This is a genomic window from Pseudomonas sp. Z2-11, from assembly GCF_054161305.1.
The window spans coordinates 2,580,313-2,605,984 of the sequence record NZ_CP096395.1; the positions used below are offsets into that span (position 1 = coordinate 2,580,313).

Annotated in this window: 18 protein-coding genes; 9 read left to right on the forward strand and 9 right to left on the reverse strand. The window is 60.6% G+C overall.

The features are described 5' to 3' along the window. Positions 1–131: 131 nt before the first annotated feature. On the reverse strand, positions 132–1,337 hold the full coding sequence (locus tag M1E16_RS11685; protein ID WP_458129986.1) for a citrate synthase: 1,206 nt from the start codon (positions 1,335–1,337) through the stop codon (positions 132–134). Positions 1,338–1,595: 258 nt separating this feature from the next. On the opposite strand from M1E16_RS11685, the gene M1E16_RS11690 reads away from it, so the two are divergent. The 8 genes from M1E16_RS11690 (at position 1,596) to M1E16_RS11725 (ending at position 13,511) form a co-directional block, all read left to right on the forward strand. Further along, positions 1,596–2,885 carry a CitMHS family transporter gene (locus M1E16_RS11690; protein WP_458129987.1) on the forward strand — a complete coding sequence of 430 codons (1,290 nt, stop codon included), beginning with the start codon at positions 1,596–1,598 and terminating at the stop codon, positions 2,883–2,885. Between the two features lie 84 nt (positions 2,886–2,969). Then, complete coding sequence (locus M1E16_RS11695; RefSeq protein ID WP_458129988.1) at positions 2,970–4,367, forward strand: OprD family outer membrane porin; 1,398 nt, start codon at positions 2,970–2,972, stop codon at positions 4,365–4,367. Between the two features lie 14 nt (positions 4,368–4,381). After that, positions 4,382–5,410, forward strand: a complete 1,029-nt coding sequence (locus M1E16_RS11700) for a phosphoglycerate dehydrogenase (RefSeq protein ID WP_458129989.1) — start codon at positions 4,382–4,384, stop codon at positions 5,408–5,410. Continuing rightward, positions 5,407–6,372 carry an alpha/beta hydrolase gene (locus M1E16_RS11705; protein WP_458129990.1) on the forward strand — a complete coding sequence of 322 codons (966 nt, stop codon included), beginning with the start codon at positions 5,407–5,409 and terminating at the stop codon, positions 6,370–6,372. The genes M1E16_RS11700 and M1E16_RS11705 overlap by 4 nt, the downstream gene beginning before the upstream one ends. Beyond that, the gene (locus M1E16_RS11710) at positions 6,369–7,631 is read left to right on the forward strand and encodes a lipase family protein (protein ID WP_458129991.1); all 1,263 of its coding nucleotides are present in this window, start codon (positions 6,369–6,371) and stop codon (positions 7,629–7,631) included. The genes M1E16_RS11705 and M1E16_RS11710 overlap by 4 nt, the downstream gene beginning before the upstream one ends. 2,086 nt (positions 7,632–9,717) lie before the next feature. Continuing rightward, positions 9,718–11,784 (forward strand): maltose alpha-D-glucosyltransferase, encoded by a 2,067-nt coding sequence (gene treS, locus M1E16_RS11715; protein ID WP_458129992.1) that lies wholly within the window; start codon positions 9,718–9,720, stop codon positions 11,782–11,784. Positions 11,785–11,910: 126 nt separating this feature from the next. After that, positions 11,911–12,606 carry a hypothetical protein gene (locus M1E16_RS11720; RefSeq protein WP_458129993.1) on the forward strand — a complete coding sequence of 232 codons (696 nt, stop codon included), beginning with the start codon at positions 11,911–11,913 and terminating at the stop codon, positions 12,604–12,606. After that, positions 12,603–13,511 (forward strand): hypothetical protein, encoded by a 909-nt coding sequence (locus tag M1E16_RS11725; protein ID WP_458129994.1) that lies wholly within the window; start codon positions 12,603–12,605, stop codon positions 13,509–13,511. Before M1E16_RS11720 ends, M1E16_RS11725 begins: the two co-directional genes overlap by 4 nt. Before the next feature lie 29 nt (positions 13,512–13,540). Here M1E16_RS11725 and M1E16_RS11730 read toward each other — a convergent pair whose 3' ends face one another. From M1E16_RS11730 to M1E16_RS11745, 4 genes are all read right to left on the reverse strand, one after another. Further along, on the reverse strand, positions 13,541–14,071 hold the full coding sequence (locus M1E16_RS11730) for a cupin (RefSeq protein ID WP_434694565.1): 531 nt from the start codon (positions 14,069–14,071) through the stop codon (positions 13,541–13,543). Between the two features lie 189 nt (positions 14,072–14,260). Continuing rightward, entirely contained in the window at positions 14,261–14,995 is a 735-nt protein-coding gene (locus tag M1E16_RS11735; RefSeq protein WP_434568749.1) for a substrate-binding periplasmic protein, read from the reverse strand. A 24-nt stretch (positions 14,996–15,019) separates the two neighbouring features. Then, on the reverse strand, positions 15,020–16,363 hold the full coding sequence (locus M1E16_RS11740) for a GGDEF domain-containing protein (RefSeq protein WP_458130316.1): 1,344 nt from the start codon (positions 16,361–16,363) through the stop codon (positions 15,020–15,022). Between the two features lies 1 nt (position 16,364). After that, positions 16,365–17,135 carry a substrate-binding periplasmic protein gene (locus M1E16_RS11745; protein ID WP_458129995.1) on the reverse strand — a complete coding sequence of 257 codons (771 nt, stop codon included), beginning with the start codon at positions 17,133–17,135 and terminating at the stop codon, positions 16,365–16,367. A gap of 230 nt (positions 17,136–17,365) precedes the next feature. Here M1E16_RS11745 and M1E16_RS11750 point away from each other — a divergent pair, with 230 nt between their 5' ends. After that, complete coding sequence (locus tag M1E16_RS11750) at positions 17,366–19,102, forward strand: OPT family oligopeptide transporter (protein ID WP_458129996.1); 1,737 nt, start codon at positions 17,366–17,368, stop codon at positions 19,100–19,102. Between the two features lie 253 nt (positions 19,103–19,355). On the opposite strand, the gene M1E16_RS11755 is transcribed toward M1E16_RS11750, so the two are convergent. From M1E16_RS11755 to M1E16_RS11770, 4 genes are all read right to left on the reverse strand, one after another. Beyond that, on the reverse strand, positions 19,356–19,709 hold the full coding sequence (locus M1E16_RS11755) for a hypothetical protein (RefSeq protein ID WP_458129997.1): 354 nt from the start codon (positions 19,707–19,709) through the stop codon (positions 19,356–19,358). A 137-nt stretch (positions 19,710–19,846) separates the two neighbouring features. After that, complete coding sequence (locus M1E16_RS11760) at positions 19,847–20,281, reverse strand: hypothetical protein (protein WP_458129998.1); 435 nt, start codon at positions 20,279–20,281, stop codon at positions 19,847–19,849. A gap of 94 nt (positions 20,282–20,375) precedes the next feature. Continuing rightward, a complete protein-coding gene (locus M1E16_RS11765) occupies positions 20,376–20,795 on the reverse strand; it encodes a hypothetical protein (RefSeq protein ID WP_458129999.1) in 420 nt (139 codons plus the stop codon). Positions 20,796–20,802: 7 nt separating this feature from the next. Then, entirely contained in the window at positions 20,803–25,572 is a 4,770-nt protein-coding gene (locus M1E16_RS11770; RefSeq protein WP_458130000.1) for an RHS repeat-associated core domain-containing protein, read from the reverse strand. Positions 25,573–25,672: the final 100 nt, after the last annotated feature.

The window sequence follows — 25,672 nt, forward strand, 5'->3', positions numbered from 1 at the left end:
GCTCCCACAGGGTGATGTGTCGTGCATGGATGTTCTGGATGGCGCAGACCTACTGTGGGAGCGAGCCTGCTCGCGAGCAGGCCTCACAGGCGAGGAATATCTTTCGTCCGCAGGCGCGCCCGGAGCGGACTTCAACGGCGCCCAATGTCGGTCGCCGTTGGCAACGTCCCGGTATAACGAGCGCGAGGCCGGCCCTCGTGGTGCTGGTTGTATTGCTCGCTGGCATGGGCGATCCAGCCGATCGAGCGACCGACGCCGGCCAATGAAATTTCCTGTCCGCGCAGTCCCATTTTCCTGCCGATGAAACTCACCAGGAGAATGAATTCAGGCGGGTATGCAACGAGTTCCGAGGCCACCGAAAAGGCTTTCTGCAACCTGATGAATTCACTGTCGCCATCAAATACTGCGGTCAACGCGGCCATGAGGTTGCTGGCTCGCGGGTCGTTGATCGAATGCACATTGGGGCCGAACCCGACGATGTGTCCGTCCTGGCTGTAGCGCTGCAGGATCGGTCGAGTAGGGTCCGCGGCCGTACAGATTTCCTCGATCATCCTGCTGGCGGCTTCATTTCGTCCATAGGCGATCTTGTGGCCTCGCGCGGCGGCGAGCGCGGCGATGACCGCATAGTAGGGGGTTGCGCCGGTGGTGGCGGCAACGCGGACGCTGTGAGTGGTGTGGTCCAATTCATGATCGATGCTGAGAATCAGCAGGCGCCGGATCAGATCGGCATGCGCTGGCGGGGCGCCGCAGGCCTGGGTGATGAACTCATGCAAGGGCTGGTTGCTCGGTTCGGTCGCCCCCACGACCAACGCGGCAAACCAGCGCACGACATCGGCGCCGGTACGGGCGTAACTGTCAGGGGAAAGGTCGAAGGCCTTGGGATTTTCGCGCTGCACCAGAGGGAACAGCGCGATAGCTTTTTCCTGGGCGGACGTGTGTTCATAGATCTTCAACAGCCTGGCAGTGTCCTTCGGTGTCCGAGGCAGCGATGTGCCGAACGCCGAAGGCACCTGCCAGATCAACTCGGCGACTTCTTCGACGGTTGAACGATCAGCCAGCTCGACGACATTGTGGCCGCGATAAAACAGGCCATCGTCCGTTATCAGCGTAATCGCGCTGTCCGCCGGCGTCGTACGCTTGGCAACGGGCTTGTCTTGCGCCGGTACTTTCACCAGTCGTTGGATGTCCTCTGCCCAGTAACGCCGCTTGGGCGAGCCGGCAATCTTGATGGAGCGGATATTTTTGCGGCTGACATAGGCGTACAGCGTCGGCAGGCTGACCCGGAGTATGGCTGCCGCCTCTTCTGCCGAGAGGTAAAGGCCTTCTTGTTCTGGCATGACGGGTCCAATCGGATTGATGGAGAGGTGTACATGTTTATTGGATTTACCGTCCTGTAGTCAATGTGTATCGGCGCCGGGTTTCGACTTTGTTTTTTCTACCCAGACTGCGTCTGACGACGCCTTATCCAGCAGGGATGTTGACGGAAAAAATCAAGATTTACAGCGTTTCACCCCCTATGTAGATTTCGGCTGCGCAAGGGTTGTTCACATTGATTTTCGAAGATCGATAACAATAAAAACGAAAAGGTGAAACGCATGGCTTGGTTAGGTTTCGCAATGGTCGTCACGTTTATGGCATTGATCATAAGCAAGCGACTTTCCGCTGTGACGGCACTCATTCTTGTCCCGGTCGCGTTTGGCCTGGCCAGTGGGGCAGGACCGGAACTGGGCGCGATGGTGATGAACGGCGTCAAGCAAGTAGCGCCCACCGCTCTGATGTTGATGTTTGCAATCCTCTATTTCGCAATCATGTTTGACGCGGGGCTCTTTGAACCCGCTGTACGAAAGATCCTGCGTTACGTGGGCAACGATCCTCTGCGCGTGGTTCTGGGCACTGCGCTGCTGGCCACGGTCATTTCTTTCGATGGCGATGGCGCAACGACGGTCTTGATTGTAACCACTGCGTTCCTGCCGCTTTACCTTCGCCTCGGCATGAACCCGCTGATTCTGGCGTTGATGCTGTTGTTGACCAATACCGTGGTCAACCTGATTCCCTGGGGAGGGCCGGTGGCCCGCGCCGCCAGTGCGCTCCACCTGGATGTGGCCGAGTTGTTCCTGGGGTTGGTGCCGGCCATGTTCGCGGGCCTTGCCTATGCGTTTGTCGTGGCGTTCTGGATCGGTCGCAGAGAGCGCCGTCGCTTGGGCTGGACGGCCGCTGCCAAGGACGCCGCGCCGGAAGATGTCGTCTTGCCCACCACGCATTCCGAGACGCATCGGCCGAAGCTCTTCTGGGTCAACCTCCTGCTCACCGCTGGGCTCATGTATGCGATGGCGACAGGGCTGGCGCCTTTGCCGATGTTGATGATGGTGGGGCTTTCCCTGGCGCTGCTTATCAACTATCCACGGCTGGCGGAACAGAAGGCCAGAGTCGCGGCGCACTCCGAAAGTGTCCTGATGGTCATCGCCCTGATATTTGCATCAGGTGCGTTTACCGGGATCTTGTCAGGTACCGGCATGGTTGATGGGATGTCCGAAAAGATTGTGCAATTGATTCCCGACGACCATGGCCAATATTTCAGCATCATTACCGCGCTCGTCGCCTTGCCACTCAACTTCCTGTTATCCAATGACGCGTTTTTCTTTGGCATCTTGCCGGTACTGGGCGCGGCGGGCGTCGAATACGGTATTGACCCGATGCACATAGCGCGGGCCTCGGTGCTGGGCCAACCGGTTCACGCATTAAGCCCTTTGGTGGCGGCGGTCTATCTGATCAGCGGAATCATCAAGCGTGACATGGGCGACATGCAACGCTATTGCCTGCTCTGGGCGATCGGCAGCAGCCTTGTCTTGATTGTAACCGCGGTCATTACCCGGGCGATTATCTGATTCATTAACGCGTAGCGCCGAAGTTTGAAGGACGCCGAGTTGCGTCTGCTCACGTCAAAATAAAAATAATAGATGAGGTGGTCGATGAAATCGATTAACGCCGTCGCTATGACGTTGCTGTCGACAATGTTTGTGTCTGAATTGGCTCTTTCAGCAACGATCAGTTATCCGGACCGGTTCCAGCATGAAGGAAAGTTGAATGCTTATCTGCGCTCGGTTTATATCAATACTCGAATATCCAACGATTTGATCGAAGACCGTTTTGGCGGTTTTCCGGACGGCAACAAACTGGGCGGTACCGGAATCGGCGCAATTCTGGATTACAACTCAAGTTATTGGGCCGGCGTCGTGGGGTTCGACGCCTCGCTGTATGGCGTGGCAATGATCGACTCCAAAGATAACGGCCGGGACTTGTTCGACGATACCGATGGGACCAATGGCGGTTTTGCGAAAGTGGGGCAGAGTTATTTCAAGCTGCGTTATGAGGGCGATGGCTGGAACGTCGATTCCCAGATGGGGCGGGGTCGGTTCGATGCGGGAACGTTGGTCACGCTCGACACGCGGATTGTCCCTGGGTCCTACCAGGGAGGTCGGGCTCATTTGAATTTCACCGAGATGGGCATTGGTCCGCTTCCCGGCACGCTGGGGTTCGAAACGGCCTATATCAACCGTACGTCGCCTCGGGACAGAGAAGAGTTCGAGCACTTGCTGAGTCAGTCGGGCGAGGAAATAAAAGACCTGTACACCTACGGCGTCAACTACGACCTGAAGGCCATCGAACTTGGCTACGACCATGGCGTATCGCGGGACTTCAATGAAAACACTCGATACGGACTCACGTTGAAAGCGCCTCTCGGCGATAAAGCCGGGATCGTACTGGACACTCAATATTATGAGTTCGAAAAGGCCGGACGTATCTGGGAGCGTGATTGGCAGGCCGGCCAGGCCGCTTATGACGATGAGGCGAGCTGGTTGAATATCAACGTTGGTTTGTTGCTCGATAAACTTCGCCTGGGTGTTTCGTTTTCCGAGACCAAAGCCGAGTTGAGCAATGGGCAACTCGGTTACGCCTACTTTGATCATGCGGACAATGTCGACGGCAGGATGGATGCCTGGACACGCTCCGGCAACGACTTCAATAACGATGGCGAGCGAACCTGGCAAATCGGCGCCGAATATGACTTGAGCGGACATTCTTTATTGGGGGCTTCGCTGGACGGTTTCAAAGTCATGACTATTTATAAACAAGGTCAGTTTGACGCCACCGATCCATTCAGCGGCCGACGCACCGATGTGACCGAGCGACAGAATGAATACCGTCTCTATTATCGCTTCGATGAAAAGGAATACGCCGGGCTCTCAGTCGGCTTGATTTATATCGATTACCGCATTGACCAGGACTTTGTCGCATTGATATCCGCACAACCCGACAACGTGGTCAGCGGCTCGGAGGCCAGGGTGTATCTGGATTATGCATTTTGATCGAGAGGCTCGTGATGTTTGAACATCGCCATAAAATAGTGGTTACACAGCGGTTTTTCGACGCCATGGCCAGCGACTTTCTACACAGCCATGGTTGTGAGGTGGTTGTCGCAGAGCTGGCTCCCGGTCAAGCCGATGGTGACCTGAGTGAACGGCAGCTGATCGACCTGCTGGCAGACGCCGACGGTTGGATCGTCGGGCACGCGAATGTCACCTCCAGCCTGCTGGGTGCACTGCCGCGCCTGCAAGTCATCGCCCGTCGCGGCGTCGGTTATGAGCGGGTCGATACGGCAGCGGTGGCAGCGGCAGGGAAGGTGGCGACCATTGCTACTGGCGGCAACGATGCCAGCGTCGCCGACCACGCCGTTGCGCTGATGCTCGCCGTTTGCCGTCAACTCAAGCGCTGCCAGATGGGCTTGGCGGCCAATGACTGGTCGATCCCCCTGGGCGGTGATCTGTACCGCAAGACGGTTGGCATCGTCGGATTGGGCCGGATTGGCCGGGGCGTCCTGCAGCGCTTGTCCGGGTTTGAAGTCAGGCCGCTGATCTATACGCCTCATCCAGGCGGCGCCGGGGCCGACGGTGATTTTGTTGATCTGGATACGCTGCTCAGGCAAAGCGACTTCATTACCCTTCATGCGCCGCTCAATGCGCAAACCCAAGGACTGATCGATGAGCGCGCCCTGAACCTGATGAAGCGTTCCGCGGTGCTCATCAACACCGCGCGGGGCGGGTTGGTGCGCGATGCCGATCTGCTGCGGGCCCTGCGCGAAAAGCGAATCGCAGGGGCAGGGCTCGACGTCTTTGAAAGCGAGTCGGACCCCGCGCTCTTGCCGGTGACCGAACAGCTGATTCAGCTACCGAACGTGATCGTGACGCCCCATGTCGGCGCGTCCACGGTGGAAGGGCTCAATCGCACCAATCTGATCGCCGCCCAATGCGCGGTGGCCGTCCTGGAAGGACGCAGCCCGCCCAGCCATTGCATCATTGCGGACGGACGTTGGACTGTCGGCTGCGAGAGCCGCGTGGATAACCAGCCATGAGTCGCGACGAAAGTCCGCCGGTGCATCCCGACCTGGCGGCCGTGGTCGACGCGCTCCGGGAGCAGGGATTGCTGCCCGTCGTTCATGGGGACGTGCACAGCGTCCGGGCGCATCTGGAACGGATCAATGCCTGGGCGGCGCAACGCAGCGTGCCGCTGTCCTACGAGCGCACCCTGGGCTTTGCCGTTGATGGGCGAACGGTGCCTTGCAAACTCTATTGGCCGGAGGGCGATGAGACGCCTTGCCTGATGTTCTACTGCCATGGCGGCGGATTCCGCCACGGTTCGCTCGCCGGCTGGGACGCACCTTTGCGCCAGTTGGTGCGCGACAGTGGCCTGGCGGTGCTCTCCATCGACTATGCGCTGGCGCCGGAACATCGCTTTCCGGTGGCGTTCAACGAGGTGGCGGCGATCGTCAGCCGGGTCATCAAGCTCGGCGCTATCACCGACTGCCCGGTACGCGGCTATGCCCTGGGCGGCGATTCGGCAGGCGCCAATCTCGCCTTGGGCGTCGCCATTGCACTACGCGACGCGGGAATCGATGCGTTGCGGCAGTTATTGCTGTTCTACGGCAGCTACTCGCGGGACCTGACCTCCGATTCCTGGCAGCGACTGGGCGGCTACGGCGGCCAGAATCTATCGGTCGAGACCATGGGCGTTTACTGGGCCAGTTACCTGGCCAATGACGAGGATGACTGGCGGGTGCAGCCGATCATTGCCGATTTGGCGGGCCTGCCGCCGGTGCGATTGGTGGTCGGTGAACTGGATCCGCTGGTGGACGAAAACCGTGAGCTGGCGAGTCGATTGCAAAGCGCGGGCGTGGCAACACATCTGCAAGTACTCGCGAACATGCCTCACGGGTTCATTCGCTTCAATGAGGTGGCTCCTGTCGCACGCAACGTCATCGCTGCGCAGGGCAACGCCTTGCGCAAGGCATTTTCCGGTCGGGGAAACTTTCCATGAGTATTCGCCAAGCCTTCAGAGGAATTTGCGTGGGGGCGGTCATCGTCGTGGCAGCCAGCGCCATGGCGGCCGGCACGCTTCCTGTCGGTCCCGCTGCAGGAGACATGCAGCTGTCGCCGTTTTATCGCTGGCCGGACGCGATGCCTGCGCAGCCTGGCGTGCTGCTGCGCAGCGAGGCCATGGCGGTTCAGGCTCAAATGCCTGCCGCCGCGCGAGCCTTGCGTCTGCTCTACAGCTCCATCGATCAGCGCTGGCAGTCCGGTCTCGTTCCGGTCAGCGGGGCGTTGTATCTGCCGGCAGGAAATCCTCCGGCCGGAGGCTGGCCGCTGCTGGCCTGGGCTCACGGCACGCTGGGCATCGCCGATGCCTGTGCGCCTTCCTGGGCGGGATTGCGTGAGCGTGACGCGGCGTATATCAATCGCTGGCTCGCGCGCGGCTTTGCGGTTGTGGCCAGCGATTATCAAGGCCTGGGAGGGCCAGGACCTCATCCCTATACGTTCTGGCAGGCCGAGGGACGCTCGGTCCTGGACTCGATTCGCGCTGCCCAAGCCTTCAAGCCAGGCCTGATCGCCAATCGCGTGGCCCTGGCCGGACAATCCCAGGGCGGTGGGGCGGCACTGGGCGCGGCGATCCTTGCTGGCACCTATGCACCGGAACTGCCCATTCTGGGCGCGGTGCTCACGGCACCGAACAGCACATTTCCCGAAGGCCCCATCAAGCTGCCGCCGCGCCAGTCCAATACGGTGTTCCTGGCACTGGCGTCAGGCGCGTTGCGTGAGGATGGGCCACCGATCGAAGGCATCCTGACGGCCAAGGGGCTCGAACTGCTGAGCGTCGCCCGGCAAGGCTGTACCCGTGATATTGGGCAAAAGTCCAAGGCGTTGCAGATTGGTTCGTTTGCCGAGCTGTTCACGATCACCCCAGAGGCGTTGAACGCTGCGCGCATTCCAACGACCGATATGCCCCAGGCGTCGATAGCCTTCCCGTTGTTCATTGCCACGGGCCAGGCGGACCATACCATTACGCCAGAGCGGCAATACGCGGTCGCGGCGGCGTTGTGTGCCGCTGGCAATCCGGTGACGTGGCGGACGTATGAAGGCCTGGGGCATGACGGGGTGTTGCATGGTTCGCTGGACGACGTGTTTGCCTTTGTCGACGCGTGGTTCGATGGACAGAATCACGCTTCCAATTGCTCCAACCTGCAGAAACCCGGTGCGCCAGGCGAAAGAGACGTGGCGGCGCCGTTCAACGACGACTGAGTCTATGGGAGCGAGCCTGCTGGCGAAGGCGGTAACGCAGGCTGTGAACACGAGCCGCCACGCCAGAGCAGGTCCCCCGTGGCGAGGGAGCTTGCTCCCGCTGGCCTGCGAAGCGGGCCCCGGCAGTCTTTCAGACAGACCGCATCCAACGGTTTTGCGACTGCTGCGCAGCCGAGCGGGAGCAAGCTCCCTCGCCACGGGATTTTGAGGCGTCGGGGCTGGCGCCTTCGCGAGCAGGCTCGCTCCCACAGGGGTGGGTCAGTCCGATTTGCGGCGGGACATCAGCCTGAACACGAACCACATGCCGGAGCAGCCCCCCGTGGCGAGGGAGCTTGCTCCCGCTGGCCTGCGAAGCGGGCCCCGGCAGTCTTTCAGGCAGACCGCATCTGCCGGTTTTGCGACTGCTGCGCAGCCGAGCGGGAGCAAGCTCCCTCGCCACGGGATTTTGAGGCGTCTGGGCTGGCGTGTTCGCGAGCGGGCTCGCTCCCACAGGGTGATCAGTCCGATTTGCGGCGGGACATCGGCCTGAACACGAGCCGCCATGCCAGAGCAAATCCCCGTGGCGAGGGAGCTTGCTCCCGCTGGCCTGCGAAGCGGGCCCCGGCAGTCTTTCAGACAGACCGCATCCACCGGTTTTGCGACTGCTGCGCAGCCGAGCGGGAGCAAGCTCCCTTGCCACGGGATTTTGAGGCGTCTGGGCTGACGCCTTCGCGAGCGGGCTCGCTCCCACAGGGGTGGGTCAGTCCGATTTGCGGCGGGACATCGGCCTGAACACGAGCCGCCATGCCAGAGCAAATCCCCGTGGCGAGGGAGCTTGCTCCCGCTGGCCTGCGAAGCGGGCCCCGGCAGTCTTTCAGGCAGACTGCATCCACCGATTTTGCGACTGCTGCGCAGCCGAGCGGGAGCAAGCTCCCTCGCCACGGGATTTTGAGGCGTCTGGGCTGGCGCCTTCGCGAGCAGGCTCGCTCCCACAGGGTTGGATCAGTCCGATCTTGCGGCGGGACATCGGCCTGAACACGAGCCGCCACGCCAGAGCAGCTCCCCGTGGCGAGGGAGCTTGCTCCCGCTGGCCTGCGCAGCGGGCCCCGGCAGTCTTTCAGACAGACCGCATCCACCGATTTTGCGACTGCTGCGCAGCCGAGCGGGAGCAAGCTCCCTCGCCACGGGATTTTGAGGCGTCTGGGCTGGCGCCTTCGCGAGCAGGCTCGCTCCCACAGGGTTGGATCAGTCCGATCTTGCGGCGGGACATCGGCCTGAACACGAGCCGCCATGCCAGAGCAAATCCCCGTGGCGAGGGAGCTTGCTCCCGCTGGCCTGCGAAGCGGGCCCCGGCAGTCTTTCAGGCAGACCGCATCCACCGGTTTTGCGACTGCTGCGCAGCCGAGCGGGAGCAAGCTCCCTCGCCACGGGATTTTGAGGCGTCTGGGCTGACGCCTTCGCGAGCAGGCTCGCTCCCACAGGGTTGGATCAGTCCGATCTTGCGGCGGGACATCAGCCTGAACACGAGCCGCCATGCCAGAGCAGGTCCCCCGTGGCGAGGGAGCTTGCTCCCGCTGGCCTGCGAAGCGGGCCCCGGCAGTCTTTCAGACAGACCGCATCCACCGGTTTTGCGACTGCTGCGCAGCCGAGCGGGAGCAAGCTCCCTCGCCACGGGATTTTGAGGCGTCTGGGCTGGCGCCTTCGCGAGCAGGCTCGCTCCCACAGGGTTGGATCAGTCCGATCTTGCTGCGGGACATCGGCCTGAGCACGAGCCGCCATGCCAGAGCAAATCCCCGTGGCGAGGGAGCTTGCTCCCGCTGGCCTGCGAAGCGGGCCCCGGCAGTCTTTCAGACAGACCGCATCCAACGGTTTTGCGACTGCTGCGCAGCCGAGCGGGAGCAAGCTCCCTCGCCACGGGATTTTGAGGCGTCTGGGCTGGCGCGTTCGCGAGCAGGCTCACTCCCACCTTGGTTCGGGTTCACCCATCGAATACCCACCGCTTCGTGCCTCAATGCAACGAATACCGGGCCAGAGCCTCATATGACTAATAAGCGGCGCCGCCGATGTCGGCAGCCGGTCCGGTTTTTTCTTCACGACAGGGATTTTTATGACGATGGCTGAGAAAAATCATGTCGACTGGCTGGTCGAACAATCGATGCTCCACGCGGCGCGGCAGCGGGCCAAGCTCTATTCGGGGCAAGGACGCTTGTGGCAGCAGCCCTATGCGCACACCCGGCCCCGTGATGCTTCAGCGCTTTCCTCAGTGTGGTTTACCGCATACCCAGCCTCCATCGTCACCCGGGAAAATGGCACGGTGCTCGAGGCATTGGGCGACGAAACCTTGTGGCACGCCTTGTCGAAAATCGGCATCCAGGGCATCCACAATGGTCCGCTGAAAAGATCCGGCGGCCTGCGCGGCACTGACTACACGCCAACCATCGATGGCAATTTCGACCGCATCAGCTTCGACATCGACCCTGAGCTGGGCACCGACGCTCAACTCCAGGCCCTGACCCGCATGGCCGCTGCGCACAACGCGGTGGTCATCGACGACGTCATCCCGTCCCACACCGGCAAGGGCGCCGATTTTCGTCTGGCGGAGATGGCTTACGAAGACTATCCGGGGCTCTACCATATGGTGGAAATCCGCGAGGAAGACTGGCCGCTGCTGCCCGAGGTCGGGGAGGGTCGTGATGCCCAGAACCTCACCGCCCAGCAGGTGGATGCCCTGCGTGACAAGCACTACATCGTCGGCCAGTTGCAGCGGGTGATCTTCTTCGAGCCTGGCGTCAAGGAAACCGACTGGAGCGCGACGCCGATCGTCATGGGCGTAGACGGCAAGCCACGGCGCTGGGTTTACCTGCACTATTTCAAGGAAGGGCAGCCGTCGCTGAACTGGCTGGACCCGACCTTTGCCGCGCAGCAGATGATCATTGGCGATGCGCTGCACGCCATCGATGTCATGGGGGCGAAAATCCTCCGGCTGGACGCCAACGGATTTCTCGGCGTGGAGCGCAAGCTCGATGGCACCGCCTGGTCCGAAAGCCATCCGCTGTCGATCACCGGCAACCAGTTGCTCGGCGGGGCGATTCGCAAGGCCGGCGGTTTCAGCTTCCAGGAATTGAACCTGACCCTCGACGACATTGCCGCCATGTCCCACGGCGGGGCGGACCTGTCTTACGACTTCATCACCCGACCGGCCTACCAGCACGCCCTGCTGATGGGCGACACCGAATTCCTGCGCTTGATGCTGCGCCAGATGCACAGCTTCGGCATCGACCCGGGCTCGCTGATCCACGCCTTGCAGAATCACGATGAACTGACCCTGGAGCTGGTGCATTTCTGGACGCTGCATGCCCACGACACCTACCTGTATCAAGGCCAGACGTTTCCCGGCAGCATCCTGCGCGAGCACATCCGCGAGCAGATGTATGAACGCTTGTCCGGCGAGCATGCGCCTTACAACCTGAAATTCGTCACCAACGGCGTGTCTTGCACCACGGCGAGCATCATCACCGCCGCCCTGGGCATTCGCGACCTCGACGCGATCACAGCGGCCGATATCCAGCAGATTCGCCAGGTGCATCTGTTACTGGTGATGTTCAACGCCATGCAACCGGGCGTGTTCGCCTTGTCTGGCTGGGATCTGGTGGGAGCGTTGCCGTTGCCGGCGGAACAGGTCGAGCACCTGATGCGCGACGGCGACACGCGCTGGATTCATCGCGGTGCCTACGATCTCGTAGACCTCAACCCGGAAGCGCCGCTGTCAGCCGGGCAGATGCCGCGTCCAAAGACCTTGTATGGCAGCCTGCCGAGCCAGTTGAAGGACCCGGATTCGTTCGCCTCGCAACTGCGCAGGATCCTCGCCGCGCGCCGCGCCTACGACATCGCGGCGAGTCGCCAGATACTCATCCCGGACGTCGAGCATCCTGGACTGCTGATCATGGTCCACGAGTTGCCAGCCGGCAAAGGCACGCAGATCACCGCGCTGAACTTCGGTTCGACGCCGATCACTGAAACCCTGCACCTGCCCGGTATCGCACCGGGGCCAGTGGTGGACATCATCAACGAGCGGGTCGAAGGGGATCTCACGCCCGAGGGTGAGTTCACCATTACTCTGGATGCGTTCGAGGGGTTGGCGCTGCGGGTGGTAAGCAGTTCGCCGATGATCTAGGGAGCAGCAAGCGAAGAAGCGTATGGAAGATCAAAGATTGAAAAAATAAATATCAATGTGCCACTATTGTTATTGCCGTCGCTGCCGACACAAGCAGCATCGTTTTTAATCATAGGGACTTGATACATGTCTTTTCATACGCTTCGCACCGTGGCAGCACTGACCGTTGTTGCTTGCCTGACACTCACCGGCTGCGCTCATGTCCAGCCTCCGGTACCGCTGGACCATCAATTCTGGGATGCCAAGGAGACCACAGTTGGTGTGGCTATCAACGTGGTGCCGGAACCCGTCCTGGCGCTGACCGGCAACCAGGGTCTGCTGGACCTGGCCATCAACAAAGGCGTCAACAGCAAGCTCAGCGATAATGTCGAAAAATGGCAAGTGCGCGATCTCAACACATTGCCGGATGCCATTGTCGCCAAGTTGCAAGCCAAGGGTTACAAGGCCAAGCGCATCAACGAGCCGGTGGATTTGAACAAGTTCAAGGAGACGAGTTTCCGTGAAGGCTACACCGTCCGCGACCTGACATCGATCAAGGCCACCTACGGTGTCGATCGCCTGCTGCTGGTCAACGTGACAGGGACCGGAGCCACCCGCAGTTATTACAGTATCGTGCCGACCAGCGTACCCATGGCGCAGGTATTCGGACAGGGCATGCTGATCGATCTGGCCGATAACAGACTGTTGTGGTTCAAACCCTTTTCCGTCGTGCAGGCCGCCCAGGGCGAGTGGGACGAGCCGAACTATACCAATCTGACCAATGCCTTCTACCAGGCGATGGATACGAGCCGTCAGCAAATGATCACGCCGTTCGAACAATGAAGCGTGAATTGATCGCGGTCACCTCAGTGGCCCTGTTGATGCTGATGGGATGCGCGCAGAAACCGGCACCTGAGGCCGGTTTCAAATCGCAGGACGCGGTGTCCTACGTCAAGGCCCATGGAGTCAAGGTGGACCTGCAATTGCCACAGGCGTTTGTGGGGGCCAGCACGGTAGTCGACGCGCAGGCCGCGCAGAAGGCAGCGTCGTCCAGTCACACCCTGGTCGCAAGCTCCGGTAACAGCGCCGGGCTTGCCGGCTTGCTGGTTGCCAGCCTGATCAATACCCAGATGGGCAGTGGCAGCTTGCAGCGCGATGCGGAAAATACCGCCGCCAAGGAGTCGCGCCCGCTGGCGGACCTGCTTGCCGGCGTGCCGTTGCAGGAGCGGTTGCAACAGCGCTTCCAGCAAGCGTCGCTGGTGGCAGGACTCAAGCAGGGGCAGGGGCCGGTCAGCGCTCGCCTGGTGATCGAGCCCAAACTGATGCTTACGCCTGACCGTGGCAGTTTCGTGCTGATCAATCAGGTACAGGTCCAGGACATCGCGGGTTCCGCGTTGTATCGCATGCGCATCGAGGTTTCCAGCCAGCCGATCAGGCGCTGTGGCAAACGCTGTATTGACGACGGCTCGCTGGATCTGGTGCAAGTGACCCAAGTGCTCGACGAATGCATCGACGAGTCGATGCGGGTGCTGGCAACCGACCTGATGTTACCGGTGCCACCAGAGGCGGCCCAGGAAACCCTGCGCTATGTGCTTGACGGCCAGCGTGTGGTCGAGCGCGGCTACCAGTTGGCCAATAACGGTAACTACTGGCGATATCGCAACCTGTATGGCGCGGTGAAGTCGGTGCCGGTCCCTTTTGAAGACGCGCTGTCCAAAGAGCAGTTGCAGAAGGTCTACGGTCGTTGACCGTGGATCGTTGCGAAGGCTGCGAAATGTCAGCGTTGGCTCCGCCAATATCGACTGACAGCACCCTTGGCGCCCTGCACCGGGTCCCGATCAGGAAACGGTAGCGCGTCGATGTTTGCCAGTTGCGCCGCGCTCGGCGCTTCGCGGCAGATGTCGGCCTGCTGGCCCGGTGGGTACGCTCCGACGACCAGGAAATCTTCGCTGGAACCCAGGTTGCAATGCCCGGTGCCGGCAGGTAGCAGCAACACGTCGCCTGCCTGGACGTCGATCACTTGGCCATCGGGGCCGCCGATCATCAAGCGCGCCTGACCGCTGGCGACGCCCAGAACTTCGTGGCCCTCCGTGTGGTAATGGTGGAAATCGTAGATCCCGTAGCGCCATTGCGGCGGCCAGCCGTTGCTGCGAAACATCTCTTCCAGCTGGGCGGCCAGATCACCTGCCTGGGCAGTCATCGCGTCACGGTAGATGATCACCGGCAGGCGCGGGTGGTTGGGTACCCAATCGTTGCGTTCCAGCATCAGGGTCTGGATGGAATCCGGTACCGCGTTCAGTGTGCTCATCAAAACCTCTCCATCGCGGATAGCTTGAACCCGGGAATGTGGGAGCGAGCCTGCTCGCGAATCGGTGTGACAGACGACATTGATGTCGAATGTGCCGCCGATTCGCGAGCAGGCTCGCTCCCACAGAATCTAATGGGCTAGACGATGTTTGCGATGCGAGAGTTCAAGGTCGCTGACCGGTGCCGCTCGTCAACGCTTCTCCTTCATGATCCGCTCGACTTCGCCCGATGCCTTGAGCGCTTCAAACGCGCGCTGGGCCCTGGCGACCGTTTCGTCCGGCGTGCTCAGGCTGAAAGCCAGGTAGACCCGGTGTGGCTGCTCGTCGAGGGCATAGACTTCCTCCAGCTGATTGAAATCCATCTGGGCATCCTGGCTCATCAGGCGTGCCGTGTTCTCCGGCATCGGCACCAGTTGGACCTGACGGTTCAACAGTTTCTGGAAGTTGTCGTGGTTGTTCGCCGACACGACCAGACGACTGAAGCCACGTTCTTGCAGATAGATCTGCTTGGCGTCATTACGTATCACGCCGATGCTGTACTGCTTGGCCTCTTCAAGGTTGCGGACAGTGATGGGGTCGGCGTCGCGCAGCTTGTAGAGCCGGCTGGTGGAACGATGGATTTCACCGACCCACTTGAACAGCTGTTCACGGGCCGGGGTGCGATCCAGTGGGAAAATCAGCACGTTGGGCTCGCGCAAGGCCATCTCATAAGCCCGCGCCCAAGGATACAGGGCCATGCGGAAATCGCTGAGGTTGGCCTGTTGCAGCGTGTCGGACGCGATGTGGATACCGGGGCCGACCAGTTTGTCATCGCGCAGATACGCGTAAAGCGAATCCTCGGTCACGACCTCGATGGTTTCGGCCTGGCTTGTGAGGCTGATCAAGGCCAGGAGTACGCAGGAGCAGAGCATCAGAGAGTGGCGCATACAGACCTCGACGTTGATGGATCTTCAGAGGGAGACGCGGTTGCGTCCCTGGTGCTTGGCCCGGTACAGCGCCTGGTCGGCGCGTTGCATCAGTGGGTCGAAATGATCCATGGTCTCGGGGTCCAGCTCGGCGACGCCGATGCTCAGGGTGACGAAGGGCGAGACCGATGAGCCGCTGTGGGGCAGCTTGCGTTCGGCCAGGGCGGCGCGCAGCCTCTCGGCTGCCTCGCAGGCCTGCTGCGCGTCGATGTTGGGCAGCACGACGACGAACTCTTCGCCACCCACCCGTGCGGTCAGCTCGCCGGAGCGCCCGAACACGTCACGCAGGGTTTCGGCTATCTGTTGCAGGCACAGGTCGCCGTTCATGTGGCCGTAGGTGTCGTTGTAGATCTTGAAAAAATCCACGTCGCACATGAGCACCGCCAGCGGCGTCCTGTGACGCATGGCGCGGCGGAACTCGACTTCCTTCAGTTCGTCGAAGTGGCGACGGTTGGCCAGGCCGGTCAAGGCGTCGTGGCGGGACAAGGCTTCGAGGGCCTGGTTGGCGGCCTTGAGTTCCGCCGTGCGCGCCTCGACCAGTTCGACCAGTTGATCGCGGCTGGCGGCGATCGCCAGTTCGTCCGAACGCTGGCGTTCCAGGTGCGCGTGGAGATTGTCCTGCAGTTCGTTGACCTGGGTTTCGAGCAGGCTCAGTTCGTCCTGGCGGTTGACCGAGCGCTGCAATTTGAGGTGACGCTTGAGAGTTTGCGGAGCGAGCTCACCCAAATGCCGGGCAATATGCACCACGTGGATGGTCACCAGGCGGTTGAACATGGTCATGACCAGCCCGGCCAGGAGCATCGATTGGATGATTTGCGTGATGACGATGGTGCGCGCTTCGCCCCACAGGCGCTCCCAGAGCAGTTGGTTATCGCCCTCGATGATCAGCTCGCCGACTTTTTCATGGGCGCCGAGATAGGGTTGCGCGATGAGCTGGCGCTGCAACACCGGTGCCGAGCCGGCGTTACCGGTGGTGTAGCGGTTGAGTTCGATGATTTCCGGTGAGCGGCCGGGCCGCAGGACATTCAGGACCACGCGTCCGACCGGCGCGGCACTGGCGACACTGTTGAGCTGCTTGTCCAGGGACTCGCGATCCATCTCCCAGATGGCGTGGGCCAGGGTGTCCTGGAACACCTGGTCAATCAGCCCCAGCTCGGAATTCATCTCCGCCAGGTTGCTTTCCCAGGCCAGCCAGGTGCGCCATGTCACCATCGCCACGGTGAAAATCAGACAGAACAGCAGCGTCGCGAGCACCAGTCGACGCCCCAGGGAGCTGAGGGCCTTGGCCTGTGGTCGTTGAAAGGGCGCCGGGGCGAAGTTGCCGTCCATCTCATAACCACTTGCGCGCGATGGCATCGTAGACGCCGTTGCGACGAATGGCCTCCAGGCCGGCGCGGAATTTCTCGACGGTTTGCGCCGGCGTGTTGCGGCTGAATGCCATGTTCAAGCCGTCGGCGCTGCTCAGTTCGGGCAGCGGTAATGACCGGATGAGGACTTTTTCCGGGTCTTCGCCATTCTGCCGGGTCAGGTACAGGGCGTTGAGTTCGTTGGAAATCCACAACTCCACATGGTCGACCTTGAGCTTGCGGTAGTTGTGTTCGTATCGGGTGCTCGATTGCAGATCCTCGCCGATGCGGAATCCCTTCGAGACCAGGTATTGCTCGCCGACATCCTGATTGACGGTCGCGATCTGGTGCCCATGGGCATCGGCCAGGGAGTTGAGCTTCACTGGTCGCTCAGCCAGGGAGTAGATGTACCACTGGGTCGGGGCGATGGCGCCGATCCACTGGAAAAGCGCTTCGCGTGCGGGCGTGCGGACGATCGAATAGATCAGGACGTTGCTTTCGTTGAGCGCCAACTCGTACGCGCGGGCCCAGGGCATGGGCTGGATCGACGCCTGGACGCCGATCTCCTTGAGCACGGCCTCGACGACCTCGGTGCTCATGCCGGTCACGCGTCCGTCCTGCGTCATGTTGTAGGGCGGCAACTCCTCCGTGACGATGCGCAGCGGCGGCTCAGCCGCGATGGCCAACGCCGACCCACCTGCAAGCAGGAGCATCAGGACGCCAAACATCAGTAAGCGGTTAAGCTGCAAAGCCATTGATCATCACCTTATGCGACCAGCAGAGCCTGACGAGGCCGGAGGGCCGCCGTCACACAGGTTATCGGCCAGGTGGGGGGCTGCTTGAGGAGAGCGTTCGATTGTCGGGCTGACGGCTCTATCCCGTGGTCGCCAGAACTATCGTCGGTGAACCTTGCGTCGATACAGCACTCACTTGTCAGGTAGTTGCCTCGGCTGAGGCGACTGTTTTTTGCCGATAAGGAATTCGCATGGACCAGATTTCGAGCCCGCATGTCCTCCCCGTCGAACGCGAATTCAGCCCGCGCGCGGTCATCACGGGGATCGTGCTTGGCATCCTCCTGACGCCCTCCAATGTCTATGCCGGATTAAAAATCGGCTGGTCATTCAACATGTCGATCATTGCCTTGCTGGTCGGCTACGGCATTTGGCAGGGCCTGGCCAAACGCTCGGCTGCGGCGCTGCCGTGGACGTTGCACGAAAGCAACATCAACCAGACCGTCGCATCGGCAGCGGCGTCGATCATCTCCGGCGGGCTGGTCGCGCCCATTCCGGCGTACACCTTGCTGACCGGCCAGCAACTGGACCCGGTGCCAATGGTTGCCTGGGTGTTTTCGGTGAGCTTCCTGGGCATCTGGATTGCCTGGTACCTGCGGCCGTCATTGCTCAATGACAAGGCGCTGAGGTTCCCCGAAGGCATGGCGACCCTGGAAACCCTCCTGCACATCTACAACCATGGCCAGGAAGCCGCGACGCGGCTCAAGGTGCTGCTCGGCGCGGCGCTGCTGTCCGGGCTCGCCAAGTGGGTGGATACGTTTTGGTGGGCCATCCCGCGTTGGTCGCCGAACGCCCAGTTGGAGCGCCTGACCTTTACCGCAGACCCTTCGCTGTTGCTGGTGGGGTTCGGCGGCATCATCGGCATCCGCGTCGGCTTGACCCTGCTGCTCGGCGCGCTGCTGGCGTGGGGCGGGTTGGCGCCGTGGTTGCTGGAAAATGGCCTGGTGCAGTTACCGCCCGGCAGCAGTGGACCGCAATTTGCGGTGCTGGTGGAGTGGCTGCTGTGGCCGGGGGTGAGCCTGATGGTCTGCTCGACGCTGGCTTCCCTGGCGATTCGCCTGTGGGCCTTGCACGGTTCCACCAAGGCCAGCGGCGCGGCGACTTGGGTGGTTCCCAAGGCCGGCCCCGCCCTCGGTTTCCTGTTGGCGATCTTTCTGGTGGTAAGCCTGCAAGCGCTGTTGTTCGGCATCAATCCGTGGATGGCGCTGCTGACCATCCCCTTGGCCATCTGCCTGGCGGCGGTGGCGGCCCGTGTGGTTGGCGCCACGGGTATTCCGCCTATCGGTGCCATCGGGCAACTGTCCCAGTTGAGTTTCGGCATCGTCGCCCCGGGCCAGGTGCCGATCAATCTGATGAGTGCCAATACCGCCGGCGGTTCGGCCGGGCAATGCACAGACTTGATGAACGATTTCAAGGTGGGCCGAGCGATCGGCGCCACGCCGCGCAAACAACTGCAGGCGCAGACCCTGGGAATCTTCATCGGCAGCATCGTCGGCGTGTTGGCCTATCTGGCGCTGATCCCGGATCCCCAGACCATGCTGCTCACCGAAGAGTGGCCGGCCCCGGCGGTCGCCACCTGGAAAGCCGTGGCACAGACCCTCACCCATGGCCTGGACTCACTGTCAGCCAGCATCCGCTGGGCGATTTTCATCGGCGCCATCGCCGGCTTGCTGCTGGGCATCCTCGACAGCCTGCTGCCGGCCCATCGGGCCCGCTACTTGCCAAGCACGGCGGCCTTGGGCCTGGCCTTTGTCCTGCCGGCCTCGGTATCGCTGATGATGGCCCTCGGCGCCGTGCTCACCTGGCTGGTGAGCTGCCGCTGGCCAAGCCTCACGGAACGGTTCGCTATTACGGCGGCGGCGGGGTTGATTGCGGGGGAGAGCATTACCGGGGTAGGGGCGTCGTTGTGGGAGATGGTGGGGAATATGTGAGTAGGGAGTATCTATGAGTGTGCAGCTTACATGTGTCTGCAACCCACCGTGGCGAGGGAGCTTGCTCCCGCTGGGCTGCGCAGCAGCCCCTCTCAACAGCACCTCGGTGTGTCCGGCTGAGCACGTAGACTGGTTTGGGGCCGCTTCGCGACCCAGCGGGAGCAAGCTCCCTCGCCACGGAGAGCGGTTTGGCGTTGCAGTGGGGGCTCGCATTCTCTGGCCGATGTCCGTGGGCGTCGGTACTGTTATAACTCTAACTTTTAATCTGGGATTTATACTTGATTAAAGAGCTTAATAATATTTGCATAAATCGACGCTGATCATGAACATCATCATCAAAATAAGTGTCCATATTCAGAAAAACCCTGTCAAAGCTATCGCCACCCTTAAGGAAATGTTCCAGAGTATCGATTAGCAAAGCTTGCTCTTTTGGTTCGTGATGCATAAATTCCGGACGAATCAATAGCTTAAATAGATTTTTCAGATCCTCATCACAGTTTATATTCTTTGACGTTATTATCTCTTCACGCGCCACGTCGTGAGTATTTTCGATACTAAAAACAAATAGTAGCGCCCAAACATCATGCAAATCGTAAGTCTGCTTCATATGCCAGATCCCGTATAAGCTGTTTTATGGAAAGGGGGCGGATTTAAAGCTTTCAAAGGGGCGAATTTATTAAAAGTAAATCTGTCCCATCTTTTCTCCTTTTCTCCTTTTCTCCTTTTCTCCTTTTCTCCTTTTTTTCACTTTTCAAATAGCGATTGCCAATCGGATGGATCTTCAAGGGCAGCTTTTTGGATATCTTCTTTCCACTTTTCTTTTGCTAGCAGATAAATATCTTTGAAGAAATCTTTTGGGTTTTTCAGGTTATACCACTCGCCACGAGGCCAGCTACCAGCACAATCTTCCTCTATGTCAAACACGCTTTGAAAATCAACAGTTGGATCATCGAGTTTTTTCTTAAAGCATGATAGAAGCACATATTTATGCCTGTGAGACAAGTAGTCCAGATCCAAACCATACTTACGTATAAGTTCTAGTCTTTCTTGTTCGTAATCAGGGTTGTAAGTTTCGAGCATTGCACCGCGAGTCTCTTCACGATCGTATACGTCGAACTGTCCAACAAACCACATTAGGTCAGGAATAAATTCCTCATTTAGAAGCGGATGCTTTAACATGGTTTTCTTATTGGTGGGTTGGCCGATATGTATTTCAGTGTGGTCAGGCGAGTCCGTTCGCCAGTGGGCACAAGAGGACGCATTTTCTACAAGCTTAGATATAATGCCAAGTGGATTGATCCTCAGTTTCCGCCTTGCAAATATCATCCTTCCAGACTTTTCCTGCTAATCTATATATTTCTTCAAAAAACAAGCGAGGATTTTCCATTTCATCCCATCCATCGGGGAGCGATGAACACTCCTGCGAGTCATGCTCTAGCAAAGCCTGAAAGTCGTACTCATTATCTAGAATCGCAGTTTCCAAGCACTTATAGAGCAAGTACTTTTCCCTGTATGTCCGCCTTACCTTCAAAGCGTACTCGGTAATTAATATTTCTCTATCGATGGGCCTGTTAGGATCAAATTTTTGCAGCTCCTCACCTAATGTTTCTTCTCTGTCATAAATATCAAAGCATCCTAAAAAATAAGACGGTGTTGGTGTGTATGGAAGTCTGGTTCCGGGATCAATCAACATTTCTCACCTATTTTATTGGGAATAAAGTAAACGGTATGCCTGTATCGGGATCTACTTTCATCTCAAATCGGTCCATGGCAACAAGCTTTGGGTTTGATGGGTCCTTTTTATTTGGAATATATCCTTCGCCAGCCCCAGGAAGCTCCATTCTAATGATGTTATTGTTGTTTTGATCTCGCCCTGTAAACCGTGAAAGCCCATATTTTTCCCGGTTGACTGCTAGGTTATAAGCTTTTAGTTGCATTTCCCAACTGGGAAACCTTGAGCTTGGATTCCCTATCTTATTTTTAGGTGTTTTTCCGCTAAGAGGATCCTTGCCATCAACTGCTCGTTGTTTCCACTTTTGATCGGAAACAGCAAGGCTATGTTTACCAACCATATGCATGCTTTGTTCCCTATCTAGACGCCTCACTTCTTTTTCAGCCAACTCTTCGGTGGTCGGCTTGGGCAGCGCCGGCTCACCCTCATCCACTCCAACCTTAGCCGCCGGATTCTGCTCGCCAACCGCCGGCTTTTTACACCCAGCACCCCCCGGGCAACCTTCCAACCCCAACGGATCCACCCACCCCGTCGGGTTCAGGGTGTACCGGTACCCATTGAGCCCACCCGCCAGCTTGCTCGGATCCGCCGTCAGGTACCGGCCCGTGTCCGGATTGTAGTACCGGTGCCGGTTGTAGTGCAGGCCGCTTTCCAGGTCGTGGTATTGGCCTTGGAAACGCAGCGGTTGAGTCAGTTGCTTGCCGGCGCCGTGGGCCAGTTTGGTGAGTTTGCCGTAGCCGGTGTAGCGCGCCGCCCAGACGATTTCGCCCTGGTGGTTGGTCAGTTCCTGCGGTGTGCCGAGGTGGTCGTTGTGGTAGTAGAACGGCGTGGCGTTTTTCGGGCCTTGGCCTTCGAGCAGGGCGAGGGGGCGGAAGGTGCCAGGCTCGTAGACGTAGCTTTGATAATGGTGGTCGCTGCTTTCGGCGATGAGCTGGTCGCCTTGCCAGATGAATTCGGTGGTCTGGCCGTCCACAGTCTTTTCAATGCGTCGGCCGAAGGCGTCGTAGCGGTAGGACGTATCGTTGCCTTCCGAGGTGGTGAGGCCGATGAGGCGGTGCTGGCTGTCGTAGCGGTATTCGGTGACCAGGCACTGGGCTTTGCCGCGGCGTTCGCGGACCAGGTTGCCGTAGGCGTCGTAGTCGTAGTGGCGGTCGCCCTCCATCAGCAGGCGGTTGCCCTTGAGCGTGGTCGGGCCGGGGCGGTCGTGCAGCAGCAGGTTGCCGGCCGGATCGTGGGAAAAGTGCTCGGGGGGCTGGCTGTGGGCGTAGTCGATACGCAGCAGGCGATCTTGCGGGTCGTAGTGGTAGGCGCGTCGGTTTCGGGTGTCGGACAGCGTGGCGAGGTTGCCATTGGCGCTGTAGGAATAGTCGCGCCAGAACAGTTGCTTCTGCTGGGTCTGCCACACGGTCTGGGCCTTGAGGCGGCCCTGTTCGTCGTAGTTGTAGTCGCTGAGCAGCAGGCCTTGCTGGCGCTGGCGTTCGCGGGTGCCGGTGAAGCGGTGTTCGGTCAGGCACTGGCCGTTGAGGTCGATGGCCAGCAGCGCGCCGCCATAGAGGTGGCGGTAATTGAGGGTGCTGCGGTCGGGCAGGCGGCAGTAGGTCAGCCGGCCGGCCTCGTCGTAGCGATAGTGCAGGGTGGCCCAGCCCTGGTGTTCGGCGACGAGGCGGTCCTGGTTGTCGTATTCGTAGGCCAGCGGCCAGTGGCCGTCGTCGACGCTGACCAGCCGGCCGAGGGCGTCGTAGCGGTACTCGACCGGTTTGCCGTCGGGCAAGGTCTTGCGCAACAGACGGCCGGCGCTGTCGCGCTGATAAGCGGTGAGCCGCTGGCTGCCATCGGAACCGAACTCGGTCTTTTCCAGCAGGTGGCCGTTGAGATCGTAGGCATAGCCGGTGCGCTGGCCGTCGAAGCCGGTTTCCTGTCGGATCAATCCGTTGGGCGTGTAGGCCAGCTGATATTTTTCGCCGGATTCGTTCTCGATTTCGGTGAGCAACAACCGCGCCGAGTCGTAGCGATACTTCAGTTCGCTGCCATCGGGATTGAGCCGCCGGCTGATCAGGTGCAGGTCGTCGGCGTATTCGTAGCGGGTGATGCGCCCCAGTTCGTCGCGTTCGGCGGTGACCTTGCCGTAGGCGTTGTAGCTCCAGGCGCGAGTGGCGCCGGTGGACAGGGTGGTTTGCAGCAAGCGGCCGACGGCATCCCACTGGTAGTGGATGATCGCACCATGTTCGTCCTTGCGGGTCAGCAGACGCCCCAACGTGTCGTAGGAAAAACTCCGCTGGCTGTCGTCGGGCAGGGTTTCTTCAGTCAGCTGGCCCTGGCTATTGCGGACAAAATGATGGGTGCCGCCGTCCGGATAGCGGATCGAGAGCAGTTGCCCCTGGGCGTCATAGGCGTACCGGGTGCTGTGACGATCCGGGTCGATGGCCTCGACCACATCACCCTGGGCATTACGCCGGTAGGTCCACACGGCTTTGCCGCGCTGCCGGGCGTGCAGGAAACCGTTGCGGTATTCGTAGGACGTCGGCTCGCCTTCAGGCGGAATCAGCGCCACCAGTCGTCCGGCTTCGTCGTAGCGGTATTCGGTGACCGCGCCCAAAGGATCCTGCTCGGCGGTCAGCCGACCCTGCTGGTCATAGGCCTTGAGCTGTTCGCCACCAGCGGGATCGACCTGGCGCACCAGCCGTGCGCGGTCATCGTGAACGTATACTTCCTGGCTGCCGTCCAGATGCCGGACCGTGACGCTGCCGTCATCGCCCCAGCTGTAGTGGCTGTCCATCTGCGCGAACGACGCCCAGTGCCGCACACAGCGCGCTGCCGGGCCGAGGCCTTGCCATTCCCAGTAGAAACTCGCGCCGCCGGCCAGTTGCCGCTGGAGGATGACGTGCTGGTCGTCGTAGTCGTAGCGCTCGCTTTCGCCAGCGGCATTGGTCGCCTCGATCAGTCGGAAACGGCCGTCGTAGCGGTAGGTCACCAGCGTCTGTTCGGTGCGCCAGGCTTCGTCCGGATGCTGTTGCGGGTCAAAACTCTGATAGTCGATGGCGACCAGGTGGCGATGCTCATAGCGCAACCGCAGGCCGCGCCGGGCGCCGTTGTCCAGGCGGCTGATGTCGCCATAGATGTTGCGCTGGACGGTCAGGCGGTTGTCGTACCGATCGCTCAGCGCCGTCAGATGACCGTCGCGAAAGTGCAGGAAAGGGGCGTCTTCGCCGGGCTGGGCGATGATCAGTTCGTCCGGCTCGCGGCTCAGGTAGATCGCCGCGCGGGCCAGGCTGTTGTGGATCGCCGGGCGTTGCAGGCTGGGGCGGGGAAAGGTGGTGCGGCGGTTTTCCTGGTCGATCCAGATCACCTGCTCACCCTCGATCACCAGGTGATGGGCCAGGCCATGGCTCCAGCCACGGCCGAGGCCGATGTCCAGCTCGGCGGCGCTGGTGCGATAGAGACGGGTGAAGACGAACGGCAAGCGCCCGTCGAGGGTGCCGTCCTCCAGGGTCAGCAGTTCTTCGCCGGTGACCATCGACACCGGGCAGCCGTCGGTGCGGGTCTGGGCGGCGCTGTCGGCGGGGTCGCCGTTGGGGTTTTTCGAGGGGGCGGGGGCGTCGTCGTGGGCTTCGTCTTTTTTCAGCGTGGTGTTGCGCTGCGCGTCCCAGCGCAATTGCATCCGGCCTTTTTTCACGCCAGCGGCGATGCCTCGCGCCGCCACGGTTTTGTAGCGGTCCACGTAGGCCATGAACCCGTTCACCACCGCGAAGATCGCCCGGATGAAACGCGTCATCGCGTCCAGTAGCCGGGCGCCGTGCCGGACCAGGCGCATCGACAGGTAGGCAATCCCGGCGCCCGCCCCGGCGAAGGTCAATACCACGCCGATCAGTAGGTCGATCACCAGCTGCACGACTACCATGGATAACGCTTTCGCCGTGCCGCCGGCCACTTCGCTGGGCGGCAGCATGTCCAGCCAGAGACTCGCGGTGCGCACCAGCAGGCACAGCGCCGCTTCGTCGCTGGCGAGCAACTGCAGCTTGGCCATGATCTGCGGGGACGACTCGGCAAGTTCGACCAGGTCCGCCGCACCGCTGCCCAACTGTTCGCCGAACCGGCTCGGGTCCTTGAGGATCTCCGAGAGCAAGCTGATGCTGTCCCACACGCTCTCGATGGCCGCCCAACCGCCGGCGAGCAGGCCATTGCCCACCGCGGCCGCCGATGTCGCCGACGATTGCTGCGCCCATTGCGGCTTGAAAACCTGCCATTCGCTACGCAGCCAGTCCGTCAGGTCAGCAGTCAGGCCGTTGTAGGAAAAAAACAGGTCCTCGATCTGCCTGGGGGTGACTTCGCTTTGAACGTGAACCCGGTAGTAGCGACCCGCTTCGCCTTTGAAGGTCCCGACACCCTGGGCATCCAGCTGGACGGGGGTGACCTCGCCGCTGTCCACCGACACTACATCCACCACGATGTCGCCGAGCGGAATGTCGTACACCGACTCGAGCTTGCTCTCGATCGTCAGGACCCCACCCTTGGGGCATCGAGCGACGGTCGAGTGAAAATCACTGTCGCGGCTGCTGACCGTCGTGGCGTTGCCACCAAAAAGAAGCACCCGTTCCATGCCCATCAGCGACGGCAAGTCGGCCGCCTGGCTGGCCCGGTCCGCCGCACGGGCGTACCAGCGGTCGAGTTGTTCGCGGTAGAGGGAAAGGCTGTCTTTGAAGCTGTCGAGTTCCGCCTCGATGCGGCGCACCTGATCCATCAGGAAGCGGCCTGTTCAAAAGCCGGCAGGAAAAATCGGTCGAACATGGGGAGGCGTCTCGCGAAAAATCGGGGTGCGCGAGACTTTGCCGAGGAAGGCT

Excerpts from the sequence above, each read along its gene's own strand:
- M1E16_RS11685 (WP_458129986.1), bottom strand. The coding sequence starts at position 1,337 with ATGCCAGAACAAGAAGGCCTTTACCTCTCGGCAGAAGAGGCGGCAGCC.
- M1E16_RS11690 (WP_458129987.1), top strand. The coding sequence starts at position 1,596 with ATGGCTTGGTTAGGTTTCGCAATGGTCGTCACGTTTATGGCATTGATC.
- M1E16_RS11695 (WP_458129988.1), top strand. The coding sequence starts at position 2,970 with ATGAAATCGATTAACGCCGTCGCTATGACGTTGCTGTCGACAATGTTT.
- M1E16_RS11700 (WP_458129989.1), top strand. The coding sequence starts at position 4,382 with ATGTTTGAACATCGCCATAAAATAGTGGTTACACAGCGGTTTTTCGAC.
- M1E16_RS11705 (WP_458129990.1), top strand. The coding sequence starts at position 5,407 with ATGAGTCGCGACGAAAGTCCGCCGGTGCATCCCGACCTGGCGGCCGTG.
- M1E16_RS11710 (WP_458129991.1), top strand. The coding sequence starts at position 6,369 with ATGAGTATTCGCCAAGCCTTCAGAGGAATTTGCGTGGGGGCGGTCATC.
- treS (WP_458129992.1), top strand. The coding sequence starts at position 9,718 with ATGACGATGGCTGAGAAAAATCATGTCGACTGGCTGGTCGAACAATCG.
- M1E16_RS11720 (WP_458129993.1), top strand. The coding sequence starts at position 11,911 with ATGTCTTTTCATACGCTTCGCACCGTGGCAGCACTGACCGTTGTTGCT.
- M1E16_RS11725 (WP_458129994.1), top strand. The coding sequence starts at position 12,603 with ATGAAGCGTGAATTGATCGCGGTCACCTCAGTGGCCCTGTTGATGCTG.
- M1E16_RS11730 (WP_434694565.1), bottom strand. The coding sequence starts at position 14,071 with ATGAGCACACTGAACGCGGTACCGGATTCCATCCAGACCCTGATGCTG.
- M1E16_RS11735 (WP_434568749.1), bottom strand. The coding sequence starts at position 14,995 with ATGCGCCACTCTCTGATGCTCTGCTCCTGCGTACTCCTGGCCTTGATC.
- M1E16_RS11740 (WP_458130316.1), bottom strand. The coding sequence starts at position 16,363 with ATGGACGGCAACTTCGCCCCGGCGCCCTTTCAACGACCACAGGCCAAG.
- M1E16_RS11745 (WP_458129995.1), bottom strand. The coding sequence starts at position 17,135 with ATGGCTTTGCAGCTTAACCGCTTACTGATGTTTGGCGTCCTGATGCTC.
- M1E16_RS11750 (WP_458129996.1), top strand. The coding sequence starts at position 17,366 with ATGGACCAGATTTCGAGCCCGCATGTCCTCCCCGTCGAACGCGAATTC.
- M1E16_RS11755 (WP_458129997.1), bottom strand. The coding sequence starts at position 19,709 with ATGAAGCAGACTTACGATTTGCATGATGTTTGGGCGCTACTATTTGTT.
- M1E16_RS11760 (WP_458129998.1), bottom strand. The coding sequence starts at position 20,281 with ATGTTAAAGCATCCGCTTCTAAATGAGGAATTTATTCCTGACCTAATG.
- M1E16_RS11765 (WP_458129999.1), bottom strand. The coding sequence starts at position 20,795 with ATGTTGATTGATCCCGGAACCAGACTTCCATACACACCAACACCGTCT.
- M1E16_RS11770 (WP_458130000.1), bottom strand. The coding sequence starts at position 25,572 with ATGGATCAGGTGCGCCGCATCGAGGCGGAACTCGACAGCTTCAAAGAC.